The sequence below is a fragment of the Hymenobacter sp. BT559 genome (assembly GCF_016427535.1).
Classification (GTDB): domain Bacteria; phylum Bacteroidota; class Bacteroidia; order Cytophagales; family Hymenobacteraceae; genus Hymenobacter.
Window position 1 is genome coordinate 173,197 of record NZ_JAELXV010000002.1, and the last position, 19,949, is coordinate 193,145.

2 protein-coding genes are annotated in these 19,949 nt (G+C 61.9%); both read right to left on the reverse strand.

Features of this window, described 5'->3' with window-relative positions; all coding sequences use genetic code 11:
* Positions 1-80 precede the first annotated feature (80 nt).
* Positions 81-8,618 (reverse strand): T9SS type A sorting domain-containing protein, encoded by an 8,538-nt coding sequence (locus tag JAO77_RS24365; protein ID WP_198989703.1) that lies wholly within the window; start codon positions 8,616-8,618, stop codon positions 81-83.
* Between the two features lie 441 nt (positions 8,619-9,059).
* Positions 9,060-19,925: a right-handed parallel beta-helix repeat-containing protein gene (locus JAO77_RS07420; protein WP_198989704.1), complete on the reverse strand. Its 10,866-nt coding sequence runs from the start codon at positions 19,923-19,925 to the stop codon at positions 9,060-9,062.
* Positions 19,926-19,949 lie beyond the last annotated feature (24 nt).

Here is a 19,949-nt window from a genome sequence, read left to right on the forward strand (position 1 = left end):
GCCGCTACTTACCGAAGCAATAAAAAAGGCCCTTCCCGAGCGGGAAGGGCCTTTTTAGTACCTAGGGCACCTCTAGTGGCTTACTCCTTGGTCAGACGCAGCGCCTGGCGCAGGGGCGAGCCATCGGGCTGCGTGCCGGCTACCACTAGCAGGTAGCTGCCGCTGGCCAAGCCAGCCAGCTCCAGGAGCTGCGGCTGGCCGCCACCTAGGGCCCAGGTGCGCACCGTGCGGCCGGTAGCATCGAGCAGCTGTACCTGGAAGGTGGCTGCGGTGGGCAGCTGGCTCAGGTCCAGCGTAGTGCGGTCGGCCACGGGGTTGGGGTACACGCTCAGGCTTACGGTAGCAACTTTGGGGAAGCTTACCGTGCGCTGGGGCGAGTAGGTAGCCGTGCCGTCGAGGTCTACCTGGTGCAGGCGGTAGTAGACCGGGCCGGTGGCCTTGGCTGCCACGCCCGCATCGGTGAGGGTGTAGGCGCTAGCCGCGGCCTTGGTGCCCTGGGCCGCTACCCGGCCGATGGCTACGAAGGTGGTGCCGTCGAAGCTGCGCTCAACCTCGAAGTAGGCGCTGTTGACTTCCGAAGCAGTGGTCCAGCTGAGTAGCGCGTCGCGCTGCTGCACGGCCCGCGCCCCAAACTCAACCAGCACTACCGGCAGTGGCGTGCCGCCGATGGTGAACGTGACCGGCTGCGTGGTGAGGCCGCCATACTGGTCGGTGGTCGTGATATTCAGAGTATAGCTGCCCGCGAGCAAGCTGCTGGGCGTCTGTACCTGAATCTGACCCGTAGCAGCGTTCAGTACCAGGCCTAGCTGCGAGAGGTTGGTGATGTTGTTATACTGCGAGCTCGTGAACACACCGGTCGAAGAGGCGGCGGCTACCCCACTGGCAGCTCCGCTTTGCAGCGTGCCGCTAGCGGTGTTATACAGCTGCGAACTGGTGTTGTATACGGCGCCGTTGTTGTCGGCCACGAAAGAGATGACATCGTTGGCGGCGTAAGCAGCGGTCGAAGCCTTCACGGGGGTGTTAGCATACACAGCGGCATTGTCGGCCCCCACCGGGATGGTGTAGAGGGCAGGGGCGCTGGCCAGGGCTGGGGCGCCGTTATCAGTAGCCAGGTAATTGAAGAACGCGTTGCCCGCAAAGCCGGCAGCCGGCGTGTACTTCAAGGTCTGAGCCTGGGAAGGAGCCAGGTTGAGCTGTGAGGTGCCACCCAGCAGGTTGGCGCTGGTGATAGCCGTGTACGTGCTACCGCTGCTGTTGTAGAACAAGGTGCCGCTGGTAGGCAGACTAGTGAGCGTGTAGCTACTCACGCTGCCGTCGGGGTCGGTAGCTTGCAGCGGCGAGATGGGCGCTTGCTGAGCGGTATTGCCCTCGGGCGTTTGCAGTGAGTTCACGATGTTGCTGGCTACGGGCGGCTGGTTGGCAGCCGTGGTCGTGAGGCTGGCCGTGTTGGGTGCCTGGGTAGCCAGCTCGGTGGTGGCCGTGCTCACAGTGCTCGTGAGGGTGTAGCCCACTGAGCTCGTAATGGTGCTAGGGGCCGTCAGCGTGATGGTGTACTGCACTGCCTGGGCTGCCGCATTAGCGGCCGCCGTGCCCGAGTAGCCGGGCAGGCTGGCTACGGTGGGGAAGGTAACGAGGCCGGTGTTGGCATCGTAGCTGCCGCCGCTCACTATCACGCCCACTAGGCCGATGGGCAGCTGCACGGTGGTGTTCACAGCGCTGGCCGCCGAGGGGCCCACGTTGCGGGTCGTCACGAAGTACGTGGCCGACGAGTTAGGCGCAATGGTGCTCGGGCCGCTTAGGGTCGTGGTCACGTCGGCGCGCGGCGCGAAGGGCAGCGTTACGGTAGCCACGTTGTTGTTCGGGTTCGAGTCGCTATTGGTAGTGCTCACGTAGGAGGTTGCCGCCAGTGAGGTTGTGTTGCCAGGCACATTGTTGATAGTAGCCGTGAAGTTGTTGCTCACGCCCACTGCCTGGCTGCCTAGGGTGTTGAAAGTGGCTACGCCGGTGGCCGGGTCGTAGCTGCCGTTGCTCAGCACCACGTCTGCTGGGTTGAGGCCAGCCGGAAGCTGCAGGCGCAGAACCACGTTGCTAGCTGCAGCGCTCGACGTGCTGGCGTTGGCGGCCGTGGCAGTGAAGGTGACCGAGCCGCCCGCTATTACCGGGTTCGCAGCACTTATAGCAGCGCCCCCTACAGTAGCCGCAATGGTCGTCGACTCATCGAGCAAGTTGGTGTTCGAGGAGTTCACCGTGGTGTTCACGGTAGCCGAGTTGTTGTTCAAATTTGGGTCGTTGCCGGCGGGCGTCACGGCCACCTGGGCCGTCACGGTGAGGGGCGTAGTTGTGGGCGCTACAAACGAGATGGTGTTGCTGACCGCACCTGCGGCGCCTACGGCCTGGTCGGTCAGGGCTGGGAAGGTTACTACACCTGTGCTGCTATTGTACGAGCCACCGCCGCTCACCTGCACGTTGCTCAGGCCTGAGGGCAGCTGCACCGTGGTCGTCGAACTGGGGTTCACCGAAGAACCGGCATTGGTGGTAGCTACGGTGTAGGTTACTAGGTTGCCCTGCGCCGTGGTGCTAGGGCCGCTTAGGGCCACATTTACATCGGCGGTCGGGGCCGGAGTCGTCGTAATGCTAGCGGCGTTGTTGGTCGCGTTGGTTTCCTGCGAGGTCGTCGACACGGCTGCCGTTACGGGGAAGCCAGTACTGGCGGGCGCCGCGAAGGTTACGTAGGTGAGTACCGAGGCGCCGGCCGCTTGGGTAGAGGCCACGGCCGCCGTGGGCAGCGTGAGCAGGCCCGTGGTAGCGTTGTAGGCACCGGCGGGCAGTGCAATGGCCGTTCCGTTGGCATTGGTTAGGGCTACCGACGACAAGCCGGCTGGTAGCTGTACCGTCTGCACCACGCCCGCCGCCTGAGTGGGGCCGTTGTTGGTGGTCGTTACGGCGTAAGTGGCCGGCTGGCCCACCGTGGGAGCGGTGGAGCCGCTTATCGACGTCGTCATGTCGGTCAGGGCGTAGATATCTACCTTGGTCGAGGCCACGTTGTCGGCCACTACCGTTTCGGCCGAGGCCGAGGTGATGCTCACTACCGGCACCAGCGGGCCGCTGGCCGGGGCAGGTAGCTGAATGGTGTAGCTTAGCGAAGCACCCTGGGCCAGATTACCCACGGGAGAGAAGGTAACGACGCCCGTGGTAGCATTGTAGGTGCCATCGTTGCTGACTACTACGCCGCTTAAGCCGGCGGGCAGGGCCACCCGCGTTACGGAGTTGGCGGCTGCGGTGGGGCCATAGTTGCCGGTTGCGATGTTGAGTTGCAGGGCCGTGCCGGGGGCTACCGGGCCAGTGAGGGCCGTAGTGGGCGTTTCGGCCAAAGCTGCCGAGATGGTGGTGTATAGGTTGACATTGCCCGCCGTGGCCGTAGCCGCGCTCACGCTCGTGGTGGCCGTATTAGAAAGCGAGTTGGTTTCGCCTGCCGCCGCTACGCTGGCCGTGATGTTATTAAGCGCCGTGGCGGGCATGGTCAGCGTGATGCTGTTGTTCACGTTGGCGCCGCTGGCCAGGCCAGTCACGGCCGGGAAAGTCACGGTCGTGTTGGTGCCATTGTTCGAGTAGGTGCCGCCGTTGCTCACATAGAGACTTGTAAATACTCCCGGTAGTACTACCGTTTGGGTGGTGCTGGGTGCCACGCCAGGGCCGGCGTTCTGTGTCAGTACGCTTAGCGTAACCGAGGTGCCGGGTGCAGCCGAGGTGGGCCCGCTGATGGTCGTCGTCACGTCGAAGTTCGACGAGCTGCCGATGGCGGCGGTTGCCGTGTTGTTGGCCGTGTTGGTACCCTCGTTAGAGGTCGTGTTTACCGAAGCGGCGGCTACCACCTGGCTGCCGGGCATGGTAAAGCTAATGGTCGAAGTCAGGTTGCTACCCGAAGCCAGCGTGCCAGTCGAGGCATACGTGACTAAGCCAGTCGTGGCATTGTAGGTGCCGCCTAGGCCGCTGGAGAAGGTCACATTGCTGAGGCCAGCCGGCAGCTGCACGGTCGGCGTCACGTTGTCGGCCGCGCTCGGGCCGTTGTTGGTGAATGTAGCCACGAACGTGCCCGTGCCACCCGCTACTACCGTAGCCGTGCCGTTGTTGGTGATGCTGGCGACCATATCGGCCAGCGGCGCCACACCAAAGTTGTAGGTAGCTGCGTCGGGTAGAGCACCAGGGCCCGTAGCACCGGTAGTCGTCTGGACAGAGGAGGTGCCTACTGTGCTCGTAATCGAGGCAGCGCCGGGCGTAGCGCCCGCCGTGATGGGGAAGCTGTAGCTGTTGCTGATGCCAGCGGCCAGCGTGTTGTTGCCGGTAGTAGGCGTAAACGATAGCACCCGGGTATTGGCGACATAAGAAATCGTGACCGGCGCGCTGGCATACTTAGCCTGCAGGGCCGATAACTGGGCTGGGGTGATGCTGGCCCCGCTGGGCAGCGTTACCGACTGCGTGATACCTTGGGCAGTAGCCGGACCGTTGTTGGTGAAGTTCACCGTGAAGTCGCTCGTAGCCAAGCCCGGGTTCACCGAGGCCGGGCCCGTGATGGTGGTCGTCACGTCAGCGTAGTTGCCGATGTTGGTGGTAATGGATGAAGGGTTGTTAGCCGTATAAGGCTCGGGCGAAGTAGTCGAAATATTGGCGTCGGCCTTCACGTTGGCCGAGCCGCCGGCCAGCGGGACCGAGTACGACAGGCTGTACGACTGACTGGCGCCTACCGCCAGCGAGGTCAGCGAGGAGTAGGTCAGAATGTAAGGCTGCGTGATACCACCCGTGATGGTGGCGCCCGGCGCCACGATGTTAGTGAGTGTAGCGGGCAGTGATACGCGTGCCGCTACCCCCGTAGCCGGAATGGCGCCGTAGTTCGAAAAAGTCACGTTTAGGTTTACAGTGCTATTAGCCGTAGCCGTGCTAGCAACAGCCGTGGCTGGGCCCGTAATCACGGAGGCTACATCGGCCACGCAACTGGCGTTGGCCGCCGAGCCAGCGATGCTGTTGCTGATGGCCGGGTTGCCTACGCCCACCGTGCCCGACTCGGCGCCAAAAGCTACCGAGCCAAACGTGATGCCGTTGGTGCCAGCTACTGCCGAAGCGCTGGCTGCCGGGCCGTTGGTAACGATGAAGCCACCCCCGCCGCCGCCGCCGGGGCCGTGGGCTACACCGCCACCCGAGTTGGTGCCGCCCGTGCCGCCCATGGCGGTCAGGCTGATGCTACCTAGGGTGTTAGGGTTTTGAGCCGTCAGCAGGATAGAGCCACCGGCCCCGCCGCCACCGCTGCCATCGTTGGCTACGCTGTTGTCGGCATTATAGCCATTGGCCACGATGCTGCCCGCGCCCGTTACCGAGCCCGTGCGCACAAGTACGATGCCACCACCTGGTGCACCGCTGCTGGCCAGGCCATCGTAGGCTGCACCTGCGCCGTCGTTGCCGGTGCCGTTGTTGGTAACGCCTGCGCCGCCGCCGCCGCCCAGTACCAGGCGCGAGCTGCTAGCCAGCGGGAAGGCTGCGCCAGGCTCACCGCCCACTGCCAGGTTGGAGGCCCAGGCGTTGCCGCCACGGCCACCGCGGCCGCCGTTGGCGCCGCCGCCGCCGCCCGTGTTCTGGTCGTTTACCGTGGGCTGGCCATCGGTACCACCGCCGCCGGCTGTGCCAGGCGCGCCGCGGCCGTTGTCGCCGTTGGGGTAGCTGCTGCCCGTGGTTACGAGCGTGCCAGCCGCGCCGCTGGCGCTGTAGGTCGCTACGAAGTTGGGAGTGCCGGCTGTGCCTTCGCCCTTGCCACCGTTCGAAGTATTATCGGTGCGGTAGTCGGTGCTATTGAGGCCAGCGGTACCACCTAGGACGCGGCCTGCGCCGCCGCGGAAGCCGGCACCCGAAGCGTCAAGCGTCTTGCCATTAAAGTTGAGCGGGCCAGCCACGTCTAGGGCCAGTACGCCACCGAGTTGGCCGTTCCAGGCCGGGGGCGCAAGGTTGCTGCCCAGTGTGAGGGCTATGTACTGCGGAATGCGGATAATCTGGTAGCGCTGCTGCCCCTGCGTAGCCGAGGCGTCCGCCTGGGTGTAGGTATAAGTCAGGTTGTCGCGCAGGGTGAGGGTGCCGGCCGTGCCGGGCGTAATGGTAGCGCTGGTAGCGGCTACCACGCCATACTCGTAGCGCCCGGCCGTGAAGGTGGCGCCCGGCGTGCTGCCGTTGGCTGAGGGGCCAGCCACGCCGTCGCCGTAGGTGTCGTCGTTGGCCGAAGTAATAACCGCGCCCTGCATCTGTACGATAAGCACCAGGTCGCCGGGGGCCAGCGCCGTGCCGACATTGGCCGCGCCCGTGCCGCTGAGGGTCGTGGCGCTGAGGCTGATGCTCTTTTGGCCTGCGGCAGCGTTGGCAGCAGGTAAGAAGTACGTGTTAGGGGCCGCTGTGAGCGAAGTCACCGTACCGTCCTTGCCGGGTGTGGTGGGGCAACCTAGGGCAGTGCCGGCCGCGCCAGTAGCGCCGACGGTAGTAGTCACGTTGGCATTGGCCGCCGAGCCGTTGTTGTTGCTGGCGGTGTTGTCGATTTCGAGCGCGCTGCTCTTGGCTACGCCCGTGAAGGACGTAACGCCGGCCGGCATTACGAAGCTCACGTAGTTGACCGTCGAGTTGCCGGGGGCTAGGGTCGTAGTGTTGAAGGTGACAATGCCCGTGCTGGCGTCGTAGGTGCCGTTGGGCACGTTTACGGTGTTGGCGGCCGGCTTACCGGGCAGCGTAATGGTGGTGCTGGCGCTGCTAGTAGTGCGCGGGCCAGTGTTTGTAGTGGTAGCGTAGTAGAAAACCGTTTGGCCCGCGGCAGCCGTGGCTGGCCCGCTAATGGTAGTAGCTAGGTCGGCCTCGCCGCACCATGACAGGTTCAGGATGGTTACTTTCTGGCTGGCCGGGTCGCTTACGGCCTCGGCCGAGCTGTAGGTTGCCGTTACATCTTTCACCGGCACCGGAAAGGCCAGTACGATATTGCCAGCTGGGCTACCCGAAGGATTGCTACCTGTCACGGCATTGTTGGCAAACGTGTTGGAAGGTGCCAGGGCCACGTCGGCCGCCGTCAGGGTCACGATAGTGCCGTCGGCTTTGGTGCCCGAAAACGTTACCCGGTCAATGAAGCCGCTAGGTGTCGTGTTGGCCGCCGAGCCTCGGTCGATGTCGCCCACCACCAAGGTGAAGTTGTTTAGGAAACGAGTCGTGCCGCTCGCTGCATCCGTAAAGCTGAACTTGATGCTCGACTGGCGGTTGGCGGCAGCTTGCGTCGCATCGTCGCCGTAGTCGGCCGTCCACACTATACCCTTGCCGGGCTGCGCTGCGCCGGGGTCATTGCCGGTTTCATCCGCTACGAGCAGCGATACCGTCGAGGTGGCGAGGCTAGGTGCTGTGTAAGCACTGCTAATGGTAATGCCATCAACCGTGACCGATTGGGCCGAGGTCCAGTTTTCGGCCAGTGAGCGGCTGGCAAAGCTGAACACCGACTGCGTGTTGCAGGAGTTGGCATCTACCGGAATGCCGTAGTTTAGGTCAAGGCTTTCATCGCCCACGTTGTCGGTGGCCGTGTACGTAAACAGCGCGTTGCCCGAGAAATTCTGATTAGGGTTGAAGCTCAGTGCCGCGGCCTCGGCGGTCGTCAGCACCTGGTTGGCGCGCACCGGCGAGCCATTCAGCAACAGCACACCCTGCGAAGCCGGCGGAAGTACTTTTATTTTGTACGACACCACCGCGCCATCGGGGTCGGGGTCGTCGGCGCGCAATGTAGGAAGCGACACAATACCCTGCCGCCCAAATACTGTGGGCGCCGTTTGCTGGCCCCTAGGTATCTGGTTGATACGGCGTAGCGAGATACCCGTTAGGGCAACATCGCCTCCATCAACCGCGGCCGTGGTACTACCATCACTCAATACAAAGCGTAGGGTAGTAGTGCCTGCCGAAGTGGTGTAAGTCGTTGTATTAGCGCTGCTGATAGCGTATTGCACCCGTCGCCAGGTATCGACTTGGCCGTTGGCTGTCGCTTCTTCAGTAAAGGTAGTGCCTCCAAAGTTGGCCAGGTTAGCATTGCTGGCGGCATTGCGAACGCGAAAATTCACCGTTGGCAGCGCTTTGCCCGATAAGGTGGGGTTCAACGCATTCGACGCATAATAGGAAAAGACGTACGAGCCGCCAGCGACAATCTGAATGTCTTGATACCAGATAAAGCTTGAAACAATAGTCGCTGTAGTAGTAGAGTTCGATACGCCTAGGTTGCCATTGTACAGCAGCCAGGTATCGCTAGTGGTTATGCCATTGGCTGCATCACCCGGGAATGGCCGTTGCAACAGCGCGCTACCCGTGCGATAAGTGGCCGTGCCAGTTTGACTGGCTGGCTGGTTTTCGGCCGCATCGACTCCGCTGCCGGAGTACGTGCGCGAGCTTTTCCAGTTACCTAGGTCGGTGCCAGCGGCAATATTGGTGCCGGTAGGCTGAGAGCTAAAAGTCCCATTCGTTACGAGGTTGCCCCCGACGTACCGCTGGGCCCACCCAGTAGCGGGCTTGCCTAGGACCAGAGCCAGCACCCAGAGCGTCCACCGCTTGCTTTTTAAAGCTGTTGGCATAAGACTGATAATTGTATTAAAATTATAAATATGACTAATGTCACTCGTGCAAATGTATTTTGATTATTGTAGTCTAAAAAATAGAATTTAGTCCAACAGATGGAAAAAGTTTGCGAAATGCCTGTTTTTCCATCTGAATGAATTGTGAGTTTAATTTTTAATTTTTTTATTTATTGTATTTTATTTATAATAAATTTATATCAAGAGTAAAAAATAGGTCTTCTTTATTATGATTAAAACAAGTTATATTATTAACCTGAACCGTTTTGATGCTATCGGTAGCTAGCAACCCGACCTAGGGAGTTCCTATGAGGATATGACCTTAGTGAAGAGCAAAAAGCTGATGCTTTTTTATGAATTGCTAGTCTGGGATAGAGGCCAAAAACGAAAAAGGCCCTTCCGTGGGGAAGGGCCTTTTTCGTTGCCAGGAAGACGGACAGCTTACTCCTTGGTCAAGCGCATAGTTTGCTTGAGCAAAGAGCCATCGGGCTGCTGGCCGGTCACTATTAGCAGGTAGCTGCCGCTAGCCAGCCCAGCCACATTCAGCGGATGAGTCGCGCCACCTAGGAGCGTCCAGGTCTGTACTTGGCGGCCCGTAGCATCAAGTAGCACTACCTGATACGTGCCCGTGGCAGGCAGTTGACCTAGGTCGAGGTTGGTGCGTGTTGCCACGGGGTTGGGGTATACACTCAGGCTTACGATAGCAGCCTTGGTGAAGCTTACGGTGCGCAGGGGCGAGTAGGTGGCCGTGCCATCGCGGTCGACCTGGCGCAGGCGGTAGTAGACCGGGCCGCTAGCCTTAGCCGCTACGTTGGCGTCGGTGAAGGCATAGACCGTGGCCGACGTAGTCGTGCCCTGACCAGCCACCCGACCAATCTTAGTGAAGGTCGTGCCATCGAAGCTGCGCTCGACCTCGAAGTGGTCGTTGTTCTGCTCCGAAGCCGTGTGCCAGCTGAGCTGGGCGTCGCGGTTCTGCACGGCCTGGGCCGTGAAGTCGGTCAGCACCACCGGCAGCGGGTAGGCACCTAGGGTGAACGTAGCCAGGGCCTGTGTGATGCCACCGTTGGCGTCGGTCGTGTTTACGAATACCGAATAAGTGCGGGCCGTCGGGTTGTTCACCAATTGGCTGGCATCACTCACGTAGATGCGGCCGGTAGCCGGGTCGAGGCTCACGCCCGAGGGCAGCGTATTGGTCGGGTTGTCAGAGGGGCCAGTGGTAGCTAGCACGGCGTTGGTGCCAGTGATGAGCAGGCCGTTGGCGGCGCCGGTTTGCAGGGCTCCTGTGGTGGGGTCGAAGATGGTGCCGGCGCTAGTATACACTGCCTTGTTAGGGTCTATTACCTGGGCCAGAATGTCATTGGTCTGGTAGGCAGTAGTGCCACCCTTAGTTGTGTTGTAGGCCGTGTAAGCCGAAGCCTGGTCCTGCGCCACCGGAATAGTATAGAGGGCCGGGTTGCTCACCACGCCGCTGTTGTCGGTAGCGGTGTAGGTGAAGAAGGCGTTGCCCACGAAGCCACTAGCCGGCTTGTAGCTCAGTAGCGTAGCGTCGGCTACCTGGTAGCCGCCGGTCGGAATGCTGCTGATGGCTACGCCGTTGTAGTAGAGCGTGCCCGCAGTGGGCAGGCTCTGCACGTAGTAGTTCGAGATGCTGCCATCGGCATCGGTAGCATTGAGCGGCGAGATAGCCAGCGGGTTGGCCGTATTGCCTTCGGGACTGCGCAGCGTATTCACTACGTTGCGGGCCACTGGAGCAAAGCTTAGCGGTGCCGTATTGGTGGTGAACGTGGCCGTGTTGTTGTTCGTGTTAGTTTCGCCGGTCACGGCTGTGCTCACCGTAGCATTACCAATGGTGAGCGAGCCCGTAGCTGGCATAGTAACGGTGATGGTGTTGCTCACCGCGCTACCTACACCGGGGGCCAGGTTGCTGATAGTCGCAAAGGTCAGCAGCCCGCTGCTCGTGTTGTAGCTAGCCCCAGTGTTGGAGAAGCTGATGGTCGAGCCTGAGACCGTGCCCGTCTGGCCAGCTACCAGCAGGGTGCTGGTGGTTAGGTTGGCAGGCAGCTGCACGGTTTGGGTGGCTGATGCTACACTCGACGGGCCATTGTTGGTGGTTCTAATCGTGTACACATTCTGGCTGCCTGCCAGCGCGGCGAGCGGGCCACTGATGCCAGTAGTAAGGTCGAAGGCCGAGTTCACCGTGAGGGTGCTAGTGCTGCGGTTATCGGCGGGGTTCAGGTCGGTCGTGTTCGATGTCACTGCCGATACAATAGTCAGCGTGCCGCTGGCCGGGGCCGAGAAGGCTATCGAGAAGCTGGTGGCCGTGGTGCTGGGTGCCAGGCTGGCAACTACCGGGAAGCTGAGCAAGCCGGTAGCGACGTCATACGTGGCGCCATTGGCAAACGTGATAAGGCCGTTGGCTAGGGTGCCCGTCGTGCCGCCTACCTGCAAGTCAGCAACTGGTAGGCCGGTGGGGAGGGTCACGGTGGGCACCACGTTGGTGGCAGCTAGGGTGCCAGCATTGCGGTACGTAGCTGTGTACGTGACCGTGCTGCCGGGCGCTACCGTATTGCTGGCGGGGGTGATGGTGGTCACGAGGTCGGCCGTAGTAGCTGCGCTAGGTGCGGGCGTGGTGGCCGGGGCTACGCTCGTGGTGAGGGCTGCCGTGTTGTTGGCCGCTACGTTGTCGAGGGTGGCGGTGCTTACTGAGGCTAGGGCACTGAGCTGTCCGCCAGCAGCATTAGGCATGGTAAACGTCACGAAGTTCTCAGTGCTCACACCCGCTTGCAGGGTGCTGCTGGCCGCGAAGGTCAGCAGACCAGTCGAGCTGTCGTAGGTATAGCCTGTAGACGCCGACTGAATAGTGAGGCCGCTGGGCAGCCGCAGGGTGGGCACCACATTGGTAGCCGTGCCGGGGCCATTGTTGGTCGTAGTTACGGTGTAGGTCGCGTAGTTGCCAACGACGGCGGTGGCCGGGCCGGCCAGGGCTACGGCTACATCGGTGGTCGGCGTCACAGTGGTGGCTACGCTAGCGGCGTTGTTGGCCGGCGTGCCATCGATAGTAGCGCTGCTGATGGCGCTGCTTACCACATAGCTCTGGGCCGGGGCCACGAAGGTTAGCCCAAACGTCTGCACGGCACCAGTGGCATTGCTAGCCAGGGCGGGCAGCGTAACCAAGCCCGTTATGGTGCTGTAGGTAGCGCCATTGGCGAAGGTTATCGTATTGGTGGCGCCATTGAGTGTGCCTGTCTGGCCACCTACCGTGAGGGTGCTGGCGGTGAGGCCACTGGGTAGCTGCACCGTTTCGGTGGTAGCCAGCGCCGCGTTGGGGCCGTTGTTGGTAAAGGTCGCCGTGTAGGTTACGCTCTGGCCGGGCACTACGCCTGTAGTGGGGCCCGTGAGCGTCGTAGCCAGGTCGGTGCGAGGCCGCACCGTTACGGTGGCCGCCTGCACATTATCGGCTGGCACACTCTCAGGCGTGGTGCTGCCCACCGAGTTAGTTGCCAGCAGCTGGCCTTCGTTGCCCACCGAGGTTGGCACCGTAACCGCAATTGGGAACGTGAAGCCCGAACCACTGGCCAGCGAAGTAGCCGTAGCGGTGTAGCTCAGCAGCCCGGTCTGGCTGTTGTAACTAGCCGACTTGTAGGCTGTGCCATCGGCAAAGGTGTAAGTCACGTTGTCCGGCTGCAGGGTGCCCCCTAGGCCATTCACCAGCAAGGTAGTGGCGTTGAGGCCGGGCAGCAATTGCAGGCGGCCCGTGGTGTTGGCGGCCGCGCCGGGGCCGGCGTTGGTGGCGCCCACGGTGTAGGTCACCTGCGTGGCCGCGTCTACGATGGTCGAGGTCGTAGTGAGCGTGGCTACTAGGTTAGCCGGTGTGCCGGTGGCCGCGGCTGGCGTCAGGGTAGCGCCGGTAGCGGTGCTGCTGGTCGCGCCGTTGAGGTATGCTACATTGTTAGCCGTGTTCGTGTCGCCGGCGCCGGTCGTATTGGGCGTTACCTGAGCCGAGGGCGTGAAGGCCGCCGTGGGGGCCAGGAAGGTAATGGTGTTGGCCACCGTCTGACCGCTGGGCAGGCTGCCCAGCGCCGGGAAGGTTACTACCCCCGAGGTATTGTCATAGGTGCCACCGTTGCTGACGAACACCCCGGGCGAGCCGGCGGTAGGGTTCAGACCGCTGGGCAGCTGTACGGTTTGCACTGCACCAGCTATAGTTTGTAGGCCGTTGTTGGTGGTCGTCACGTTCAGCGTTACCGGCGAGCCGGCCACCACGGCTGTGGGGCCCGAGAGGGTAGTAGCTAGGTCGAAGCGCGGCGCGGCCGTAATGCTGGCCGAGTTCACATTGTTAGCTGGGTTGCTATCAGTGGTTGTGGTCGTTACAGCGGCCGTGCCCGTTACCACCCCACTGCCCGGCATGGTGAAGGCAATAGCCGACGACAAGGAGGCACCACCGCCTAGGGTCGTAGTTGGGTAGGTAATCTGGCCCGTGGTGGTGCTATAAGTAGCCCCATTGGCAAAAGTGATGGTCGTGCCGCTGAGCGTGCCGGTCTGGCCGCCCACTGTGAGGGTGGTTGTCGTCAGGACCGGAATCAGCTGCACGGTGGGCACTACTCCGGCTGCCGAGGGCGTACCATTGTTAGTGAAGGTAGCCGTGAAGGTGGCCGTGGCGCCGGGGGCCACGGTAGCCGCGCCGGTCACCGCTAGGGTGGCCTGCACATCTACCACCGGGGTGGTGGTCAGGGCCAGGCTGGCCGAGTTGGCTGCCACGTTGGCACCTTCGCTGCTGGCGGTGCTAGTGCTGGCCGTCAGGGTCGAGCTGCCGGCCGTAGTGGGCGCCGTGAAGGCAAACCGGTAGCTGGTGGCCGCGCCGCCGGCCAGGGTTGGGGCTGGCGGAAACGTGATGGTCGTCACGGCCGAGGTGCCGCTGCCAGTGGTGGCCACCGTGGTGCCCGAGTAAGCCGTAGTCAGGGCGTTTTGCTGGGCCGGGGTCAGGCTAGCACCAGTGGGCAAAGTCACTACGCGGGTTACGTTGCTGGCGGCATCGGGCCCTAGGTTAGTGAAGGTGGCCGTGTAGTAGCCCGTGGGCTGGCCGGGGCTGAGCGTGGTGCCCCCCGTGAGGCTGGCCGTTACGTCGGCCGAGGCCGTGACGGGGATGGTGTAAACAGCCGGGCCGTCGGTGACGGTGCCGTTCGTGTTGTGCGTGGTGCTAGTCTGGCCGTTGGCGTCGGTGGCAGTGTAGGTAAAGGTAGCGTTGCCACTAAAGCCGCGCGTGGGCAGGAAAGTCAGCTGGCCTAGGTTGGCCGCGGGCACCGTGGTGGCGGCCGTTACGGCTGTGCCATTGTAGTAGAGGATGCCCTGCGCCGCCGCAATGGGGTTTACCACGTAGCTCGCGATGGTGTTGGCGGTGTTGGTGGTGATGTCGCCCGTGAAGCCGCTAGCCGAGGCCGACAGGTTCGGGTTCAATACCACCGGCGCGGGCTGGTTGCTGGCCACGCTGACGTTGGTTACGTCGTTGGGCACGGGGGCCTGCAGTACGCGGGTATTGGCCGAAAATTCCGACGTGCTGCGGGCTATCGTAGCGGTAGCCGTCAGCAAGGCCGAAGTGTTGGCCAAGGCCGTGCGCTGCGCCGCCGTGAGGCTGCTCAGCGGAATGCTGAATGTGAACAGGTTGGTGTTATCGCTACCCTGAGCCACGCCGTTGATGTTGGTGGGGCCGTAGGTGCCGGTACCCGTGTTGCTATCGTCGGCCGTAAGCCCTTCGGTGCGGCTAGCCAGGAAGCTCGAGCCCTGCCCAAAATACCGGTTGCTGGCAGTAGGGTCAGTGCCAAGCGGCGTGGCCAAGAACAGCTCAACCAGCGAGCCGGGGCGGGCGTAGCCGGTTACCGTCAGCGTGGTAGCATTTAGCGTGGCCGTAGTCAGCACCGGGTTGTTGAGCAGGCCGTTGCCGCCCGTGTCGCCGTCGCCACTATCATTGAGGGTCACGTTGGGAGTAGTGCCCGTGTTACCGTTCCAGAAAGGAGTGCCTGCTGCGGTGCTGTTGTAGTTAGTTTCGGCTGTGCTCAGCAGGTCGATGCCTAGGCGAGTGTTGCCGCTAGTTGCGTTCTGTGAAATTGTTACCTGGTTGGCTGTGCCCAGCACCAAAACGCCCGAGCCATTATTGCCGCTCAGCACGTTGTTGTTAATGAGCGTAGGGTTGGTAGCGCCGAAAATGCGCAGGCCCGAGCCTTCTTCGCCCGTGCTAGTGGCCACGCCCACCCCGTTGTTCGAGATGGTGTTGCCCGATACCGTATTACCGCCTATGCCGTTGTCGGCCGAATCAATGCCGTGGCCATAGTTAGCCGTAATCAGGTTGCCCGATACGGTAGTGTTTGTGCTAGAGCCCAACACCTCGATGCCGTCAAACACCAGTCGCTCTCCGGCACCGGGTACCGTCAGCAGGCCGTTGCCTCGGATTTCGTTGCCCGAGATGAGGTTACCATTCGCGCCATTGTTAGCATCGTTGAAGTCAGGCGCTACCCAGATGCCCATGCCGCCATTAAAGCCGATGAGGTTGTTGCGCACGATACCGTTGTCCGAGCCGTTCAGGTCAATGCCCTCGTTGAGGGTGCGGTTGGTGCCGCCAGGGTCAGTAAAGCTGGTGGCCGACGCGCCAATCACGTTTTGCTCGATTAACGTACCGGTGTAATTAGGCCCCCCCACAATGTTATCACTAAAGCCATAAAGACTCAGGCCGCGCACCGTTGTGTTGTTGGCCGTCAGCGACAAGCCGTTGAAGGAGTTGCTACCTTTCAGCTGTACCTCGGGGCCGTTGAGCTGGCTCAAAGCCGTAGCTGCTATGCCTACCGTGCCACCTGCACCTAGGGCTACATTGTTGGTGTTGCCAATGTTGAATGTTTGTGTAGTGCCGTCGATGCTAGTAAGTGTACCCGTGATGGCCGGCAGCTCCGTAGCCGGCGTGATAGCCGCCACGCCGCCAGTCAGGGCTGCATTCGGAATCATGAAGATGCTGGTTTCGCGGCTGGCCGGCAGCGCGCCAGCGGTGTTTGAGCCAGCCTGGGCTAGGTTGGCTTCGCCGCCCAGCGCGTTGGCGTTGAGGATGAACTGGCGCAGCGAGCCTTGGCCCGCGTCGTTGGTGTTCACCACCACATCGAAGTTGAAACCGAAGTCGGGGCCAGTAGTGGCCGCGCTAGTCGTGTTGATGGTAGCAATGCTCTGGGGCGTAGTAGTGCCGCTGCTCAAGGCCGTCAGGCTCTGGCTGCCATTGTTAGCGGGCGCATCGGTAAAGTTGGGAGTCGCGCCGCCTACGGCAGTTGTCGTGCCGTTGTACGTCTGCACCGGCAGCAGGCCGGCCACGTAGCCTGTGCGCGAGCTGCTTACGGTGCTATTCACTACCCGCACGGTATAGGTGCCGGGGGTGGTGCTAAACGTGTACTGGCCATTGCTATCAGTGGTAGTAGTGCTTACTAGGGTCGTGCCGTTGTAAAGCTCTACCGTAGCGCCGGGGCGGCCTACGGTGCCACTGGCCGAGCGCGGGCGGCCAGCGCCGCCGCCGTAATTCACATCCTCATATACGTAGCCCGAGAGGGCCGCCAGCGTAGCATTGCCCGAAAACTCCGAAGTGGAATTGTTGAGCGTAGCTGTGCTCGTGAGCGTGGTGCCAGCTGCGAGACCCGCAAAGTTGCCCGTCAGCGGAATCAGGAAAGAGAAGGCGTTCGTATTATCAGTGCCCTGGTTGAGGCCGTTGACAGTGCCCGGTCCGTAAGTGCCGGTACCAGCGTCGGCATCGGGGCTAGTACCGGTAGTACTGCCTTCGGTGAAGGTACCTAGGTAGGTGCGGCCCTGGCCAAAGCCCGCGTTGGCCGCTACGCTATTAGCCGCGTTGTCGGCGGTGAATAGCTCAATCGTGGAGCCAGGGCGGGCAAAGCCCTGTACTAGCAAGCCGTTGGCCGTGAGCGTAGCGCGAGTAATGACTGGGAAGTTGAGCAAGCCGTTACCGCCCGTGTCGCCATCGCCACTGTCGTTAGTGGTCACGTTGGACGCGGTGCCTGTCTGGCCATTGTAGAAAACCGGCGCGCCAGTTTCACTGATGAGGTCGATACCTAGGCGGGTATTGCCGAAGGTCGAGTTCTGCGAAATCGTGATGTTATTGCCCGAGCCGCTTACCAGCACGCCCGAGCCATTATTGCCCGAGAGCACGTTGTTGGTGATGCGCGTGAGGTTGGTGGCACCAAACAGGCGTAGGCCTGAGCCTTCTTCGCCGGTGTTAGTAGCCACGCCCACGCCGTTGTTCGAGATGGTATTGCCCGACACAGTGTTCCCACCAATACCATTGCCAAAGCTGTCGATACCGTGGCCGTAGTTGGCCGTTATCAGATTGCCCGACACGGTGTTGTTGGTGCTGGCACCTTGCAGCTCCATGCCGTCGAACACTAGGCCTTCAGGAGCCGGACGGCTCTCTTGGCCGTTGCCCCGAATTTCGTTGTTGCTAATTAGGTTGCCATTCGAGCCATTACCAAAGCCTTGTACCCAAACGCCCATGCCCCCGTTAAACCCGGATAAGTTATTGCGCACGGTGCCGTTGTCGGCGTTGTTGAGCAAGATGCCTTCGTTGAGCGTGCGTACGCCCACGCCGGGGTCGGTAAAGCTCGTGGCCGAGGTACCCACTACGTTTTGCTCAATCAGGAAAGCCGTGATATCGTTGTTAACGGTAATGTTGTGGTCAAACCCGTAGAGGCTGAAGCCGCGCACGGTAGTAGTGGTAGCGCCTACTACTACGCCGTCAAAGGCGCGGGTGCCGACCAGCTGCACTTCGGGCCGGTTTACGGTCGATAGAGCCGTAGCCCCGGTACCGACCGTGCCGCCAGCACCTAGGGTGCCGGCGTTGCTGTTGCCGATGTTGAAGGTCTGGGTCGTAGCGTCGAGGCTGGTGAGCGCGCCCGTGATGGTGGGCAGTATCGTCGTGGGGGAAATAACGGCTACGCCGCTGCCGTTGAGCTGCGAGGCCGGGCCGCCGTTGCCACTGGCCAGCAGGCCAGGGCGGGCCGTCCCATTAGGAATCATGAAGATGCTGGTTTCGCGGCCGGACGGTAGCGCACCAGCCGCGTTCGAGCCTTCCTGGAATAGCAGGTTTTCGCTACCTAGGGCATTGGCATTGAGAATAAACTGGCGCAATGAGCCTTGGCCTGCGTCGTTGGTATTCACTACTACATCGAAGTTGAAGCCGAAGTCTACGCCCGAGGTGCCGGGCGTAACAGTTGCAATTGACTGCGGCGTCTGGGTGCCTGCCGTCAGAGCCGTTAGGGCCTGCGTGCCGCTATTGGCCCCGGCGTCTTGCCTTTCGGGAGCTTCACCACCCACGCGGTTGACATCAGGTACGGCCGTGCCGAGGCCTGTGCCGGTGAAGGCCGTGGTGCGGAATGTCTGCACTGGTATCACGCCGGTAGCGCCCGGAGTGCGTGACGATTTCACGGTGCTGTTTACTACGCGCACCCTATAGCTGGTGCCGGCCGTGAGGCCTGTAAAAGAGTAAGTGCCGCTCGCGGAAGTCGTGGTCGAGGCCACGAAGGCGTTGGTGCTGGTGTTGTAGAGCTCCACCGTGGTGCCCGCGCTGGCAATACCGTTGTTGGCCGCACCCGAATTCACAGCCGAAGTATTGGCCGTGCTGTACGGGCGGCCCGCGCCACCGCCGTAGTTGGTGTCAGTAAAGACAATGCCGCTGATAGTAGTGGAGCAGACTGCCCCCGAAATGCTGTTAGCGATGGCATTGCTGGTGGTGGTGCTGCCATTGGCGGCGCTGGCATTGCTGCCGGCTGCTGCCCCAAAAGTGCTGGTAGCAGTGCCGGTGGTGGTGCCGCCGGGGGTGCTGGTGCCCGCAGCGCCGCCCGTGGTGCTAGCCGCGAGCGAAGTCGCGGTAGGGCCGGTGGTGAAGATAACGCCGCCGCCGCCGCCGCCGCCCGGCCCGTGGGCCGTCGAGCTGTTGTTGGCATCCACGGGGCGCACGGTGCCCCCCGCGCCACCCTTGGCACTGAGGGTTAAGCTAGCCAGGCCAGCCTGGCTGGAGGTTGCCGTGAGTAGAATGGAGCCGCCAGCGCCACCACCGCCAGCCCCGTCGTTGAGCACGCCAGACGGCGCATTAGCGCCATCAACTACGATACCACCCGTGCCGCTAACCGTAGCTGTGCGCACAATAACCAGGCCGCCGCCCGGTGCTCCGCTGCTGGCAAAGCCCGTGCCGCCAGGGCCCGAGCCATCATTGGTAGTGCCGGCGCCGCCGCCACCGCCCATTATGAGTACACTAGGGCTAGAAGCAAAAGTGGCGCCTGGCTCGCCGCCAATGAGGGTATTCAGGGTACTATTGCCGCCGCGCCCACCAGGACCCGCGTTGCCGCCGCCACCGCCGCCGCTGTTGTTGCCGTTGTCGTTGCCACCACCACCGGCGTTGCCAGGAGCCCCGCGCGAGCTGCTACCGCCGGGATAGCCATCGGTGCCGGTGTTTGTAGCAGTTGTAGCGCCAAGCACGTTAACAAAGCGCGGAGTACCGGCAATGCCTTCGCCCTTCTGCGCATTGAGGTTAGTAGCTGCGGCCGTCAGGTCAGGCGGGCCAGCAGTCACATACTGACTTGTCACAGCGGCGGAGTTGTACACTTGCCTAATACCGGCCCCACCCCGAAAGCCCAAGCCCGAGGCGTTGATAACCGCCGTGCCAAAGTTGAGCTGCCCTTGCACATCGAGGGCGATAATGCCACCCGTGCCGCCGTTCCAGAAGGGCGGTACAATGTTGGCCGTCATCGTCAGGCTGCTGTACTGCGGCACGCGTACTACCTGAAAGGTGCGTAGCGTGGCAGTGCTACTTACGGCCGAGGTTATATAGGTATTTTTTAGAGCTGTGGAAAGCGTAACAGTATTGGGAGTAACGGCCGTGTTAACGCCACTGGCAGCTATTACATACTCATACTGCCCGGCCGTAAGATTTGTGGTAAGGTTGCCACTGGCTCCGCCGCCAGCCACGCCGTCGCCGTAGCTGTCCGAGTTAGTGTTATTGATTTCGGCACCCTGCATCTGAATCACCAATAGCAGGTCGCCGCTACTGATAGGGGTAGTGCTAGCCCCCGTGCCGGTGCGGATGGCACCCACACTCAAGGTGGTGGTGGTGGCAGCCGCCGTGCCTACGCCAGGGTAGTATGTATTGGGGCTAGCCGTGAAAGTGCTACCGTCTCTGCCAGGGCTGGCGCAGGTGTTTTGAGCCCGAGCCAATTGGACTGGTCCTAAGACAATCCAACCCAATAGCACAAATAGTACTCGTAGTATTAGGCGCATAAAAGAGGAAAAGGGTAAATGGTT

Bases quoted from the DNA above. Each gene is read 5' to 3' on its own strand.
- JAO77_RS07420 (WP_198989704.1), bottom strand. From the start codon at position 19,925: ATGCGCCTAATACTACGAGTACTATTTGTGCTATTGGGTTGGATTGTC.
- JAO77_RS24365 (WP_198989703.1), bottom strand. From the start codon at position 8,618: ATGCCAACAGCTTTAAAAAGCAAGCGGTGGACGCTCTGGGTGCTGGCT.